The organism is Paenibacillus terrae (assembly GCF_005217525.1).
In the GTDB taxonomy this organism is placed as follows: domain Bacteria; phylum Bacillota; class Bacilli; order Paenibacillales; family Paenibacillaceae; genus Paenibacillus; species Paenibacillus terrae_C.
This window is the reverse complement of the sequence record NZ_PNXQ01000012.1, coordinates 284,400-298,986: the sequence shown is the minus strand read 5'-3', so window position 1 is coordinate 298,986 and position 14,587 is coordinate 284,400. Positions and strand designations below refer to the sequence as shown.

The window sequence follows — 14,587 nt, the reverse complement described above, 5'->3', positions numbered from 1 at the left end:
TATGCACATATACAAAAGAGGGGCTGGCTAATGCCACCCCCTTCTTTTTATTGAATTTTTTGAATCATGTTATAAATCATTTCAGCCGCTTCGGCGCGTGTGATTTCCTGTTTTGCACGGAAGCTTCCATCTGGATATCCTTGTACTAAATTAATTTCGGTTAGACCCAGTACATCTTCTCTGGCCCATTCCACAATTTGAGAGGCATCTGAGTAGATGTTGCTTTCTTGTTGTGGCGTAGCTTTGATAACGTTGTTCACCATTTTAGCCGCCTGCTCTCGGTTAATAACGCGATCTGGAGCAAATACCTTGTTACTAAATCCACGAGCGACCTGATCTTTAATCGCTGTTTTCAATAAATCAACATACCACGCTGATGGATTGATATCCTCGAAGCTTAAAGCCATATCCGTTTCGAGCGGTAATTTCAGGGAACGGACGAGCATCGAAGTGAACTCCATACGTGTTACAGGTCTGCTCGGCTCAAAAAGGGTTTGGGTCATACCCTTCACTACCCCCAAATCTGCAAGGGCATTAATCTTATCTTTATTAAATGCCCGTTCAATGTCACTAAAACGATTGGACTTCGTTTCGACTGAAGGTGCTTGAGCGATCGCTGTTTCAGTCAACTCCTCTACATAGGGCTGAATCGGCTTGACGATCCCCCCACCTCCTGCTCCACCGCCTGAGGCTGAGGCTTCAGTATTCCCCGTTGTTTTACCGTTCGCTTGTTTTGCAATGGTACGCTTTCCTTGGCTGTTTTCTGCCCATAGCTGAACTGCATACGATTGTTTCTCTTTAAGTTGACTCCAAATAAAGCTTCGATCCTTACCACGATATAATTCTGCTTGCCCTTCACTGGTGAGCACGAAAATATCATTTTTGTGTTCTGATTCCCAGTGGATCATAAACTCGCTATTCGTCGTCTCCGTTTTCGAAAACGCAAATTCTGGAGACGGTAACGTTTCTACCTCGCCTTCTGTCTGTTTACCTTCACCGCTTGTGTTAACCGGTTTGACCGTAATACGATACACCGTAGAGCTATCCAAGCCATCTACTTTAAAATTAGAGTTTACCGTATGACCGATAAGCAGCCCATTTTGGTATACATGGTAGGTATCCGCACCAGGAGCTTCTTTCCACGTCACTACCAGATCGGTATCTGTTACATCTTTAAATGTCAGCTCATGATCTGGTATTTGGCCTGGGAGCGCACGATACGTAAATGGAGTCCACTCACCTGCGCCCGTTGTATTGACAGCTTGAATGCCGAACGAGTACATCGTACCGGGTTGGATACCTGAAAGCTTGATACTAGTATCCTTGGTATTCACGATTTCACCAGTATCTTTCCGAATTACAGCATATTGATAAGCATTTTCGCTTTCATCCCAGTTCAGCAAAATCTGTCCATTCCCTAGTTCTGTGACTTTGACGTTTTGCACTTGAGGTGGAAGCGTAAGCAGCTCTTCCCGTACGGGCTGGCTGAACCCACTACCATTACCGCTGCTCACCTGAAAATCGTATTTCTTTCCACCCTCTAATCCGGATACGACTACACGTGGTTCCGTGCTGTAATAATCCTGGCTATTGATTGATACTTTATATTTGGTCGCCCCATCGACTGGGTCCCAAACAATCGCGGCATCATGTTCCCGAACCTCTACCGCTATAAGACGTACAACCGATGTGGGTAGTGTTAACTCGTTGATAGTCGTATCTCCGCCTATACCACTTCGATTGTAGGCTCGGATTCGAATATTTGCAGTCCTACCTGCGGGCAATCCATCAAAAGTATAGGCATGGCTTCCCCGGGAAAGCCGCACATCTGGCTCATCATTAACATTCAGGATGTATCCGTCAGCCCCCTGCACATCTTCCCAACCTACACTGACAGAATATACATCATTCTCCACACTCGCCAGCGTAGTTACCCGATCAGGTAATGTGATGACCCTCAAATGAGCATCATCTCCAAAGCCGGTTGCATTTTCAGCGGAAATGGAATAATCATACTCCGTTCCTGCCTGAAGTCCGTAATCAGCGAATTCAGTATACACATCCTTATAAACAGATGCTTTGTCCCGCTCCAGAGCATAGTATGTCGCCGTGATTACACGATTCCATTTCAAGTCGATTCCATCGTCCTTCACGGTTACATTTTGGAATCCGCTTGGGCTATCTGGTAGGCTTAAAAAAGACACATGCTTGGCCGCACCCTCCCCACTGGCATTCATAGCTGATACAGAAACATCGTAAAATTCACCTGGTTTCATTCCCGTAATTGGATTATACACATCCTGTGTAACAGTATCCTTAAATATGACTTCCCCCGTACTAACATCCGTTGCTGTAATCTTATAGTTGTCAGCTGAAAGCACTGGCGTAAAATCAGCCATGATTTGTGCTGAAGTACGAGAAATGGTTCGTAATCGGATCTGATCCGGGGCATCAGGTAACGTTAGCACACGAACTCGATTGGAATAAGCATTGCCTCCCACGTGATTACTGGAACGCACTTCATATTCGTATGGACGCCCTCCCTGTAGCCCTTTGTTTGTAAAAGAATTTGTCGGATGTGTAACATCCCAAATCTCATTCGTCGTTAAATTTCGGATGGTATAGACGTAACCATCATCAAGGCCCGATGGAAGAGTCCATTGCAGATCGACCTCTGTATTTCGTACGGATGACGCAGAAAGCTCAGCCGGCTGAGGTTGCTTCTGAATGCGAAGTGCTCTGCTGACCGTTTCAGAAATGTTACCCGCCTGATCTTTAACCTTGGCATGAACATACCATTCACCTTCATTTGAAAGGCTCATCTGAATTCCTGTATCAGCAGCTGTATCCCAATGTTCGGGTACATCAGGGCTGTTCGTGATTTTATACTGCATCGTCGCTGGTTCGATCCCCGAATGTTGGTCCGCATATCGTATCCCCACTTGAATGCTCGTATCCTTCCATTCACGCGAATCCGGTGTGAGCTGGATCGTCGGGGGTTCCAAATCAATGTAAGATGTTGCGGACACTGGATCACTCCGATTTCCAGCTGCATCCACAGCTTGAGCAGTCACTTTGACGATGCCAGAATTATTTAATACTCCCGATGAACCAGGAACATAATGGCCAGAGCCCATTTGATATTCGTAATGTACTGCTGAAATATCCGTTCCACCCGAAATAGCAAATTGTACTGGCTTATTGGTGTATCGGGTGGGCATCGTCACCTCGGAGAACGTAACTTCCGGGGGCGTTGGCCTAGTTCGATCAATCATGACCGATTGAGTCACGATTGAACTAGACACGTCCAGATTATTGATCGTCCGTGCTGATAGTTCGTACAGCCCTTCCGCGTTTAATGTAAAAACGCCATTGTATGTCTGCCACTCCCCTGCTGAACTCAAACGATACTGCGTCATCTTGATTCCATTTACAGGATCACTTCCTGAATCAATGGCAATATTCACATGATTGATCGTTGGACCCGCCTCGCTAGCTCGGATAGCAGGAGCAGTCGGACCCTTTTTATCAATAGTGACTTCCTTGCTTACTTCTTGGCTCACATTACCCACGTTGTCTATGGAGCGGGCATAAACCGTGCTTTTGCCATCTTGATTAACATGGAATGCTCCACCATAGTCTTGCCAACCTTGATTGACAACGCCCGTCACGCGAAATTGTGTATGGGCCAGCCCAGAATAATCGTCCGCTCCTGGCTGCAATGTAATGGTATAGTCATTACTGTTGCCCGTTGCACTTATGATCGGTGGCGTCGGCGGCATTTGGTCTATCCTGACATTCCCGGAAGAAAGACCACTGTACTGGTTGTTCACGTCTACAGTCCGGGCATAGATTGTATTTACACCATGATCATATACAGTAAAGGGTCCTGTGTACTGTTGAAATGCTCCACCATTTAGGCTGTATTCATAGTATTTTAGCCCTTCAGGTGCCACGTCTCCATTGATCCAAACCGTTACAGGTCCTTTGGTCCACCCCGTACTCGCTTGGCCCTCAGCCCCTGCATTAATCTGGGGTGATTTAGGCATCAAGTCTGATTTGGGAATGACACGGACTCCAAACCTGGATATTTCATTACTTGTCTGCTGGTTAGTACCCGTAGCTCTAAAATACCGAATATCTTTTAACGTAATAGAGTCTGTGATATCTACCCATTTGCCTTGGTAAGAGCTACTAGCATAAAATTTTGTGGCATCGGTCCATGTATATAAATTCGTTCCATTAGGCTGCCAACTGTTACCCGCTGCTGCATTAGATACATATATATCAGTATGGTAAGACCCTTCGATATAAACAAAAATCTTATAATCCGATGTCTTAATAGATCTTCCAATATCAACAAAACGTTCTGTCGGCTGTACCACACCTTCACACTTATATCTTGCCGAGCCCATGCCGCTATAAACTTCAGTTGCTCCTATTCCATTTCCTGACCATAAGCCCCAACTGTCACCCCCGCCAGGTAAATTATTTTGGCAAAAAGGTCCACCGATGATCTCTTGGGTAGCAGCTGATACCCTCTCTGGAAATATAGGGAGGGCGGTTAACATGATCATTACAGCTAAAAATCCATATACCCACTTGCTATATTTCCTTACCTTTCGCTTATTTTTTGGATACATACATTTCTCCCTTGCTTTATTTTATTTTCAAAGAGTTGTACAAACTCGTTTCGGCTAAAATAGAAAAAGCACCCCAAACGAAGGCGGTTAAGCCTAAGTTTGAGGTGCTTCCTCAAAGTAACGAGTATGTTTTGAAGTTATTATACTTCGTTCTAAACGTAATGTAAACAGCACGACATCATTTAAAATTCATAAATGCTTGTATTTCACATTATTCCACATCTCGGGGTCAGCCTCGAAGCCTTAATTAACGTGAACGCCCAAGTTCCGAAAAAAGGCGCGCAAGTTCTGACTGTAAGAGTCCTGCATAGCGGAAGATTCCTTAAGAATATTTTGCATACTGTTCATAAAAGCGGAAGCTGAAGTCGTATCAGCCTTGTCAAACCGGTTCTCTATTCGCGTGTTATTTAGCAACTCCGCAATCTCTCCTGTACGTTCCTTATATTTCTCAATCCATTTGGGGTTTTGAGGAACCTTTTGTGCAAAATCTATCAACTGACTCAGTCCATTCCCTCCACCTTTAATGTCATTGATGAATGCAGTATACTTTTGGGGGTCAGCCTGCTTCATCAATTCCGACATTTTGACGTAATCCTCAGGGGCACCTATCGGACGGTCTATTGGAGTCGTGTAACTAATATCTCCAGTCTCTGGATCAATGGATCGTGTCAAAGCAATAGCAGCTATTTGGTTCATAGTTTCCAAAAACTCTTTGGCCTTGTCACCTTCCATATAGTGTTCTGCAATATACTTGGATTGGGAAACTCCCATCTCCAGTAGCACGGTTCGCTGGCTCTCATCTGTTACTGTTCCATTGACGATAAAATTGGATTCAATCATACTGTACACCGCATTGGACACTTCTTCTGGCTGACCTTCTAAAACTCGGTTTAATGCATCGTTGATCTGGGTTGTACCGAAATACTTAGCAGACTGTGATACAATAGCTCCTTCAGCCAGTTGCCTACCAGTTTCGCTAATCTCTACGGAGTCTTGAATAACCAATTCGGAGCGTTTTCCTTCATAAAGCTGGGGGGATTGGGCTTGCTTAGCTTCCACATTTATCCGCAAGCTACTAGTATTAACAACGGCTCGTTGCATTCTAAGGGGCTCAAAATTCATTTGATTTCCTCCTGTCCTTGGGTAACAGGCACTCTAAGTCGTATGTATAATGTAATGTGACCCTGTTTCTATATATATCGGACAAAGCACATATGGAATGAATACATGCTTTGTCCTAAAAATGAACAAATATTAAAGCAGTTAATTAACCGCCATAAATACTGTAAGCGAAGTGATATACAATATCTGTGTCTATAATCGAAGTTCCTCTAACCTGAGCAGCTACCCCTGAGAGATCAAAATAGTGTGTAAAACTGATTGCTCCGGACAAGTATTCCGCAATACTTCCAGTTGAATGAGGCAGGGAAACGGTAACACTAAAGGCCCCATTCTGATCCGTATATGCTGTGCCTGTACGAGTGCGATTGCCGCTGCCTTCAGTCCAGTTCTGATTCAACCATGTCATATCAACAGGCGCATTTGCAACAGGATAATTATCAGTTGTAGTAACGACACCCTTCACAGTAAAATCACTGGTTCCAGTAACACGGTAATGACGACCGTAAGAATAGGTTGGGTAATCATTAGGGCCATTTTTAGAAGAGTCGTAACCGTTAATTACAATTTTTCCAGCCCGAAGCACCGGTTTAAGTGTTAGTGTATACAAATGGTCAGCTGAGTACTGATTGGTTGTGTATACTCGTACATAGTAGGTTCCAGTATTTAAAGAAACATTGTGATTCGTTTGCGGGAGAAGCACCATCTGGTTGCCGCTGAGAGCTCCATAAACTTCCGCTTTGTAACCGTAGCTTTCCGAGGTACTATCCAGCTTTACATTTAATGCATCATAATTGCGGCTCGCAGGGATCGTGATTTGATACCAGTCGTTATCAATGCCTGAATGGATGGAACGTGAGTTAAGGGAAGATCCACCCGTACTAAAGGTAAAGTTATAAGCATGAAAAGCGCTCTCATCCGGCTCATATGCATCGTAGCTGGAACTTGTATCGACAGTTAGATAGAAAGGAGCATTAATGCTAGAGCCCTTCTTCGCATGAACTGCAATCGCATAAGCCTTTTCCGATCCGATAGCATTGCGCGCTCCTACGTTTTCGGGAAGTGATGCAGCCCCCTGTTCATAATTGTTAAAATAAGTACCGTAGGTAGAAGCGTCTATTGGATTGGGGTTGATGTCACCTGTCGTCATATCAAACTCGTATAAGTACAAGTCGTAGTCAAGCTGTGCTGAAAATGGTCCGTCCAGCTGAGCCTGCAACAATTCGCCAGGCTGCAAATAGATCGGATATAAAAATTGTGTACCTCCTTCTTCCGTAATCGTACCGGAATACGTAGCAGAAGAAGCTGTGGCTGCCGCTGGGCTTGCTTTCAGCGAAGGAACAGTTTCTTTTTTCAATGAGGGTGTCTCTGGTGTCTTGAAGTTGAGATCTTCCTTCATGGCATATACCGAAGAAGTAATACTGTCAGGCTTGTCTGCCCGCGTTAGCTGCTTAATGACGCTTTCATTTGCAGTTGTTAGCTGAACATCGGACTCCGCCTTAATCGCTTGGTCCGATACCCCATCTGTGCTTTGACTCGCATTCGCAGTCAACCCAAAAGCAAACAGGAGCATCGCGCTTAGCATAACTGCAATAGCCTTTTTGAACCTCTTCATACTGAAATCCCCTCTCAAATGGTTTAAGGAATTCCCGCTATTCCCCAGATAAACCAGGGTAACTTCTAGGCTGTATGGCTCTATCATAAAACACTTCTGGTTCTAATGGAAGATACTGTGCAAAAAAACATAAAGAGCCGCCTTTTTCGAAAATGGAAAGCCTCAGCAAGCCATTGCGAAAAAAAGCGACTCTTATATATTACTCTACTACGTTAAAAAATGATTAATTTCTAATACTGTAAGCAAAAAGATAAATTATATCCGTTGCACTAATCGAGGTGCCGTCGACCTGAGCCGCTACCCCTGTAAGATCATAATAGTGTGTAGAACCAATGTCACTCAAATATTCTACATTTCTTCCTGTAGATTGTGGAAGGGATAGTGTCACACTGAATGCCCCGTTATTGTTCGTATACGTAGAAGCCGTTCTGGTACGGTTACCGCTGCCCTCGCTCCAGTTCTGATCCACCCAAGCAACAGTGACAGGCGCATTGGGAACCAGTTGACCATCCGTCGTTTTAACGACACCATTCACGATCAGGCTGCTGCCTCCATTAATACGATAATGACGACCGTATGAGTAAGTTGGATAGTCATAATAGCCATTGGAGTTATAGCCGGTAATTTCAATTTTACCAGCCTTGAGTACCGGTTTCATGGTTAGTGTATACAAATGGTCGGCTGAATACTGACTTGTAGTGTACACTCGCACATAGTAGGTTCCCGTATTCATGGAAACGTTGTGATTCGTTTGCGGGAGAAGCACCATTTGGTTGCCAGTGAGCACCCCATAAACTTCCGCTTTATAGCCGTAGCTCTCCGAGGTACTATCCAGCCTTACATTTACAGCATCATAATTACGACCTGCAGGGATCGTGATTTGATACCAATCGTTATCTATTCCGGAATGGATGGAGCGTGAGTTAATTGAAGAACCTCCGTTGCTAATTGTAAAATTATAAGCATGAAAGGCGCTCTCATCCGGCTCATATGCATCATATTTGGAGCTTGTAGCCACAGTCAGATAGAAAAGATCATTAATACTTGACCCCTTCTTGGCATGAACTGCAATCGCATAAGCCTTTTCAGAACCGGCTGTATTGCGAGCTCCTACGTTTTCGGGAAGGGACGCAGCTCCTTGTTCATAATTGTTAACATAAGTCCCGTAGTTGGAGACGTCTATTGGATTTGAATTAATATCACCTGTCGTCATATCAAACTCATATAAGTACAAGTCATAGTCAAGCTGTGCTGAAAACGGTCCGTCCAATTGAGCCTGCAACAGTTCGCCGGACTGCAAGTAGATCGGATATAAAAACTGTGTACCTCCCTCTTCCGTAATCGTACCGGAATATGTAGCGGAGGACGCTGTAGCTGTGGCATTCGCTGATGCTGACTTTGGACTTGCTTTCAGCGAAGGGGTAACTTTCTTTTTCAAAACAGATTTCTGTGGTGTTTGCAAGTTGATATTTTCCGTAATGGCATACACCGAGTCTGTAATGCTTGCGGGCTTGTCTGCCCGTGTTAAATCTTTAATGACGCTTTCTTTTTCAGTTGTTAACTGAACATTGGACTCCGCTTTAATCGCTTGTTCCGTTTTACCCTCTGTGCTTTGACTCGCGTTCGCAGTCATCCCGAAAGAAAGCAGGAGCACTGTGCTTAGCAACACCGAAGTTGCCTTTCTGAACCTGTTCATACTGAAATCCCCTCTCGAATGTTTTACTAAATTTCCGCTATTCCCCAGAGACATCTGGAAAACTTCTATGCTGTCTATCTCTATCATAAAGCAATTCTGGTTCTAATGGAAGATACTTCTTCAAATATTCTTATTTGTAATCCGTGATAATTTTGTCACCGCTTTTGGAACTATGCCTGAGGCAGTGGACAGAGCACTGGAAATCCTTGTCTACTTTTTTATCCTAAAAATCACGACGAAGAAGGCTACCCTAATTAAAAGGGGGCCTTCGAGTTTCAAGCTAAAAAACTTGAATACATATCTTGAGCGCACATAATGCACCTTTCGTAAAACACGTAAAAAGTTATTGTGAGCGCTATGCTTTAATCTCGCACTCATATAGAGTGCGACGCGGTCCCTGTCGAGGTTGTAAGCCCTGTTTTTACGATTTCAATCCACGCACTCATATAGAGTGCGACCCTACTGCATCCGCTGCGCTCGGTGTGCCCCACAATATTTCAATCCACTGGATCGGTTACACTCTTCTAGACAGAAAAATTGTGGTCTAATATAGTAGACTACAGACCAACCTAGAAGGAGCAAATGGACGATGACTAAAAAAGAAAGACGTACCTTTAGCGCTGAATTTAAAGCACAAATGGTTCAACTCTATCAGAGTGGTAAACCGCGAAAGGATATCATTCAAGAGTATGATTTGAATCCTTCATCGTTAGATAAATGGGTGAAACAGAGTTCCACATCTGGATCCTTCAAAGAGAAAGACAACCGAACTCCAGAGGAATTAGAACTGATCGAGCTTCGAAAACAGAACAAGCAACTGCTCATGGAGAATGACATTTTAAAGCAAGCCGCGCTGATCATGGGACGAAAGTAAATGTCATTCGCCAGAATAAACATAAATACTCGGTATCAGCAATGTGCGACGTCCTAAAACTCCCTAGAAGCACCTATTATTATGAAGAAAACAAAGTGGAAGTTACATCGGAGGATGAGCTTCCCTCCCTGATTATGGACATTTTTCAAAGCAGCCGACAAAACTATGGTACGCGTAAGATAAAAAAAGAGTTGCACCAACAAGGCTTTACGGTATCCAGGCGGAGAATAGGACGAATCATGAAAGAATATGGGCTGGTTTCCTCGTATACGATCGCTCAGTACAAGCCTCATCCCACGAAATGCATGAAGCCAAGCAAGCGAATGTATTGGACCGGAAATTTGAGCAAGAGCAGGCGTTATCTGTCGTCGTAAGCGATCTGACGTACGTTAGAGTAGGTTCATATTGGAATTACGTATGCTTCTTTGTGGATCTGTTTAACCGCGAAATTATCGGTTACAGTGCGGGGGCACACAAGGATGCCAAGCTGGTTTACCGTGCTTTGGCTTCGATTAAGGGCAACCTGAATGACATTCAGCTCTTCCACACGGACCGAGGCAATGAATTCAAGAATAAGCTCATCGACGATGCGCTGGAGGCTTTTCAGATTGAGCGTTCCTTAAGCATGAAAGGCTGCCCCTATGACAACGCCGTTGCGGAAGCCACGTTTAAAATTTTCAAAACGGAGTTTGTGAAGAAACGTCATTTTGAAAGTCTAGCTGAGCTAACCACAGAATTACATGACTATGTGCACTGGTTCAACCATATTCGGATTCACGGTTCTCTGGAGTACTTGAGTCCGGCTGAGTTCAAGCAGAGGCACCATAAAAAAGTTGTCTAGTTTAGTGTTGACAATCCACACGCACTCATATAGAGTGCGACGGTTGCTGTCGGCTCCATCACGGTCAATGGTGCATACAATTTCAATCCACGCACTCATATAGAGTGCGACGTGAGAACACCTGACCCAGTTGCAGTATTCAGTTTGATTTCAATCCACGCACTCATATAGAGTGCGACCTTAACTTGTCGTTAACTGGATACCAACGCAAGATTTCAATCCACGCACTCATATAGAGTGCGACCAGCGGAGCTGGGGGCATGGACTTAGGTCTGGTGATTTCAATCCACGCACTCATATAGAGTGCGACAGCGAAAATGCAGTAATTCATACCCTAACGATATCAATTCCACACATTATCGTAAAAACTGATGCCAAATAAGCTTGAATAAACTATTGACTTTTAAGGTTAAATAGCCATTCCAACACTTTTCGACAAATTTCGAGGTGCGAAGGACCCGGGATTTTCATGTGCGCTTGGGGTTCGCACCGAATCGGCTTCTATATGATACCCTATTTTTAATGAGCAGCTCAACCAACTTAGTTTCGACACTATTTTACCATAAAAACCCTACCATTCTCTTATTTATACGATATAATAAAAGATATGGATAGTTCTTTTTGACTACAAGTCACATCGAATTACCCATAAACATACATAAAAAAGGGGAATACAGATGAAGAAGTTAAGCGTATTTATGTTAGTATTATGTTGTTTTTCTATTTTGGCAGCATGCTCAACCGATCCTATTAAAAAAGATTTAATTAGCTATGTGAATGATGGAATGCTTCCCTTGGCACAAGATGAAAAAGCAGTAACTGATAAGTATGAATCCGTGACCGGAGATAAGTATACAGATGATCTAACACTATATAATGCTTTAAAAGACAGTATTATCCCCGAATATACCAAATTCGTTGATAAGTTAGAAGCTGTAAAGACGGAAACTCCTGAGGTAAGAGCCGTCCACGAAACCTACATCAAAGCCGCTAGTACTCAAAAGGAAGCCTTCATTATGATGGTTGATGCGTTGGATAAACAGGATCTGAACTTAGTCAATGAAAGTAACTCCAAACTCAGCGAGGGTAGAAAGCTATTCCGAGATTTTGGCGAACAGGTCAACACACTTGCCAAAAAGCATGATGTGGAGATGAATAAGAAATAAATTTTAAAGCTCCCATCAGGGGAGCTTTTTCTATATCTCTTAGGAATACTCGAAGCAAATGACCGCTTTACCCAATTCTCTGTCGTAAAATAAATAGACGGAATCTGCCCCGAACGCTTGAAAATAATATCCGGTAAAGGAACCGATATAGGTAAACGTCTCGCCATTGGCGCGTTTAGCTACATGAAGCAAGTTCGTATGTTCGAACTGGAACAACTCTTCGATAGATTCACCATATTCCTTTATATAGCTTTGGGGCTCTTCGGACTGAAATGCGATATCATCCAATATACCGTTGACTTCAGGAAAACTCACTCCCCAACCACTGGATTTCTTTTCCTCAAAATCGCGGATGAGTTCTTCTACGGACTCTTTGGCATCAACTCTTTTTTCTTTTGTCGAATATCCATCTTATATATATGTCCTCCTCTATGATGTTTGGTCTATACCCATTTCATTGAATGGTAACAAACGGGTTTGAAATTCGCTATAAGTGGGCCGTCTACTTTCTGTTGTGTTGGTTCAATGCGATTACGATGGTGACAATTAATCCGATCAACGCAACCAGCAGCGTACCGAACATCATCATTAATGTCAAAGCATCTTTAACCTCCACAGCCCTCACATCCTTTGCAGGAGACTAGCCAACTACCCACCCAAGCCATTTTGTCGTCAGCGTAGCAACTATGTCTATGGTTTGTTATGTACCGGCATACATTTCCTCTTCTACTCTTTCAATCGCTTGAATCAACGTCATGTGAGGGTCCTCATGCTTATACTGAATGGCCTGTTCGCCTGTACCGCCAGCATCACACCATTCCCAGTACATATGCACATCTACGGATTCCAAAAAATATACAGATAAGGCTTCGACCGGATTCATAACATACATCGCCATAAAGGCTTCATTCGAGAGTTGCTCATAACGCAGGTATTCGTCTTTCATCAGGTAGAGCAAACGCTGGATTGCCTGTTCATTCACATTGATGATACGACGGATGAACGCATTGCGTCTTTCAACGGTATTCAGTATGATTTGCATAGCATGACGAATCTGCACAGCTTCGGGACTGATTTTGAGCAGGTGAATTAAATCATTAGTGGTTAAATTAGGGTTCCAAGGAGCTGGCTCAATAATCCGTGTCCATGCATCGTTATACCCTCTTTCAAAAACCTCAATCGCGTCCGAAACATTGACACCGATGGTTTGCCATTTCCGATGAAGTGCATCTACAATATGATAATAGTGTAGCTCTGCTGCTTCCTGCTCTCCCTTTTCCTGCTCCCACACCTGATTCATGCGTACAATATCCTTGATCGCTTGCACATTCGCTTTCCGTTTTTCAGTCACAGGTATCATCCTCCATTGAAATTCTGGTAAAATAGCAATAGCAAAGCTAAGGGTATGTTCGTTACATCCCTTTGGGTCGGCAATATATTCGCATTAGCGAATATATTGTATATGCATTATATTATTCGCATAAATGAATAATGTCAATGAGTTTTTAGGAGGTTTCTTTTTCTTGCTAAAATTAAATATAAGGCTTAAAGAAGTGTTAAAAGAGCGAAATATGACGCAAATGCAACTTTCTGAAAAATCAGGTGTTAATCAAGCAAGAATCTCACAGCTTTGTAAAAATGGAAGACAAGAAGTAAACTTGCTTATGCTTGAAAAGATCGCCCATGCTTTGGAGATCAAGGACATTTCCGTGCTAATGCAATTTGAAGAAACAGAATAGCGTGGTTTGTGCATGTTAGCGTGGGAATAGATTAAGGAGTCTGTTTTCAAAACGGGCTTCTTTTGTGTTCCACTTTTTAGAGTGGTGTTCCGAACAGTTCCACATCTATAAAAATGTTGGTTCATTGAACCTATTTCCGTTTTACAACCAGCACAAGAAGGCTTGCCAAGTACTAGGGCAAACCTTTTTGTGTATTTCAATGAAAAATGAGGAACGTGATAGCTGTGCTATGTGTGTGGTATGAGAAATACATTCTTTCAATTCACGCTCCTACATAAGGAGCGACTTGACCAGTACCAAGGAATTTATGACTGTCGAGAATGCACATTTCAATCCACGCTCCTACATAAGGAGCGACTGAACATGCTGTAGAGGGTTATCTGCATTCAATGATAATTTCAATCCACGCTCCTACATAAGGAGCGACGAAAGGAAACGCATTGAAAAAGGCACAATCATATGCAATTTCAATCCACGCTCCTACATAAGGAGCGACTTGCTCTTGCTGATTGGGATAAATTAGAGCCATTGCTGATTTCAATCCACGCTCCTACATAAGGAGCGACAGCATGCGTTACAAAGCCTTACCCAGCAAGGCTTTGTAAACGCTTTTTCGCGAATGTCTTTTCAACTCACCAATAAATGTTAAAAATCTTACCCCAAAATCATTGAATCCCTTGTCTGGCGCGAGGTGCGAATGTTCCGGGGATTTCATGTGCGCTTGGGGTTCGCACCAAATTAAAGGTCTAAATTATTTTACTGTACATCACCCTGTGAGAAGCAACGCACTTACGGATGCGGGTATAGCGAGCTGAGTTTAAATTTCACATTTCAATACAGGGAGCAACAATATCAGAATCATTAATAAGCAGACAGGAAAAGAGTTTCAATCCA

At 43.3% G+C, this 14,587-nt stretch carries 9 protein-coding genes, 1 pseudogene and 1 CRISPR repeat array; of the genes and pseudogenes, 3 read left to right on the top strand and 7 right to left on the bottom strand.

Going from position 1 to position 14,587, the window contains the following annotated elements:
* Positions 1-47: 47 nt before the first annotated feature.
* The 4 genes from C1I60_RS11395 to C1I60_RS11380 form a co-directional block, all read right to left on the bottom strand.
* Positions 48-4,643, bottom strand: a complete 4,596-nt coding sequence (locus C1I60_RS11395) for a fibronectin type III domain-containing protein (RefSeq protein ID WP_137061817.1) — start codon at positions 4,641-4,643, stop codon at positions 48-50.
* 243 nt (positions 4,644-4,886) lie between these two features.
* Positions 4,887-5,765 carry a hypothetical protein gene (locus C1I60_RS11390; RefSeq protein WP_137061816.1) on the bottom strand — a complete coding sequence of 293 codons (879 nt, stop codon included), beginning with the start codon at positions 5,763-5,765 and terminating at the stop codon, positions 4,887-4,889.
* A gap of 145 nt (positions 5,766-5,910) precedes the next feature.
* Complete coding sequence (locus C1I60_RS11385; protein WP_137061815.1) at positions 5,911-7,377, bottom strand: peptidase associated/transthyretin-like domain-containing protein; 1,467 nt, start codon at positions 7,375-7,377, stop codon at positions 5,911-5,913.
* A gap of 223 nt (positions 7,378-7,600) precedes the next feature.
* Positions 7,601-9,073, bottom strand: a complete 1,473-nt coding sequence (locus tag C1I60_RS11380; protein WP_137061814.1) for a hypothetical protein — start codon at positions 9,071-9,073, stop codon at positions 7,601-7,603.
* 589 nt (positions 9,074-9,662) lie between these two features.
* Between C1I60_RS11380 and C1I60_RS11375 the strand changes: the two are divergent.
* Together C1I60_RS11375 and C1I60_RS11370 are read left to right on the top strand one after the other, a co-directional pair.
* Positions 9,663-10,788 (top strand): annotated as a pseudogene (locus C1I60_RS11375) (IS3 family transposase).
* 677 nt (positions 10,789-11,465) lie between these two features.
* A complete protein-coding gene (locus C1I60_RS11370; protein WP_137061813.1) occupies positions 11,466-11,954 on the top strand; it encodes a hypothetical protein in 489 nt (162 codons plus the stop codon).
* Positions 11,955-11,993: 39 nt separating this feature from the next.
* Here the strand turns inward: C1I60_RS11370 and C1I60_RS11365 are convergent, their stop codons facing one another.
* The 3 genes from C1I60_RS11365 to C1I60_RS11360 form a co-directional block, all read right to left on the bottom strand.
* Positions 11,994-12,269 carry a hypothetical protein gene (locus C1I60_RS11365; RefSeq protein ID WP_252361680.1) on the bottom strand — a complete coding sequence of 92 codons (276 nt, stop codon included), beginning with the start codon at positions 12,267-12,269 and terminating at the stop codon, positions 11,994-11,996.
* 187 nt (positions 12,270-12,456) lie between these two features.
* Positions 12,457-12,570 (bottom strand): putative holin-like toxin, encoded by a 114-nt coding sequence (locus tag C1I60_RS25575; RefSeq protein WP_014282580.1) that lies wholly within the window; start codon positions 12,568-12,570, stop codon positions 12,457-12,459.
* 84 nt (positions 12,571-12,654) lie between these two features.
* Positions 12,655-13,305 carry a hypothetical protein gene (locus C1I60_RS11360; protein WP_212734465.1) on the bottom strand — a complete coding sequence of 217 codons (651 nt, stop codon included), beginning with the start codon at positions 13,303-13,305 and terminating at the stop codon, positions 12,655-12,657.
* A gap of 172 nt (positions 13,306-13,477) precedes the next feature.
* Between C1I60_RS11360 and C1I60_RS11355 the strand changes: the two genes are divergently transcribed.
* Positions 13,478-13,693, top strand: coding sequence for a helix-turn-helix domain-containing protein (locus C1I60_RS11355; RefSeq protein WP_014282582.1), 216 nt, complete (start codon positions 13,478-13,480; stop codon positions 13,691-13,693).
* A 254-nt stretch (positions 13,694-13,947) separates the two neighbouring features.
* Positions 13,948-14,259: a CRISPR direct-repeat array (repeat unit 32 nt; unit sequence ATTTCAATCCACGCTCCTACATAAGGAGCGAC).
* Between the last annotated feature and the right edge of the window lie 328 nt (positions 14,260-14,587).

Excerpts from the sequence above, each read along its gene's own strand:
- C1I60_RS11395 (WP_137061817.1), bottom strand. The coding sequence starts at position 4,643 with ATGTATCCAAAAAATAAGCGAAAGGTAAGGAAATATAGCAAGTGGGTA.
- C1I60_RS11390 (WP_137061816.1), bottom strand. The coding sequence starts at position 5,765 with ATGAATTTTGAGCCCCTTAGAATGCAACGAGCCGTTGTTAATACTAGT.
- C1I60_RS11385 (WP_137061815.1), bottom strand. The coding sequence starts at position 7,377 with ATGAAGAGGTTCAAAAAGGCTATTGCAGTTATGCTAAGCGCGATGCTC.
- C1I60_RS11380 (WP_137061814.1), bottom strand. The coding sequence starts at position 9,073 with ATGAACAGGTTCAGAAAGGCAACTTCGGTGTTGCTAAGCACAGTGCTC.
- C1I60_RS11370 (WP_137061813.1), top strand. The coding sequence starts at position 11,466 with ATGAAGAAGTTAAGCGTATTTATGTTAGTATTATGTTGTTTTTCTATT.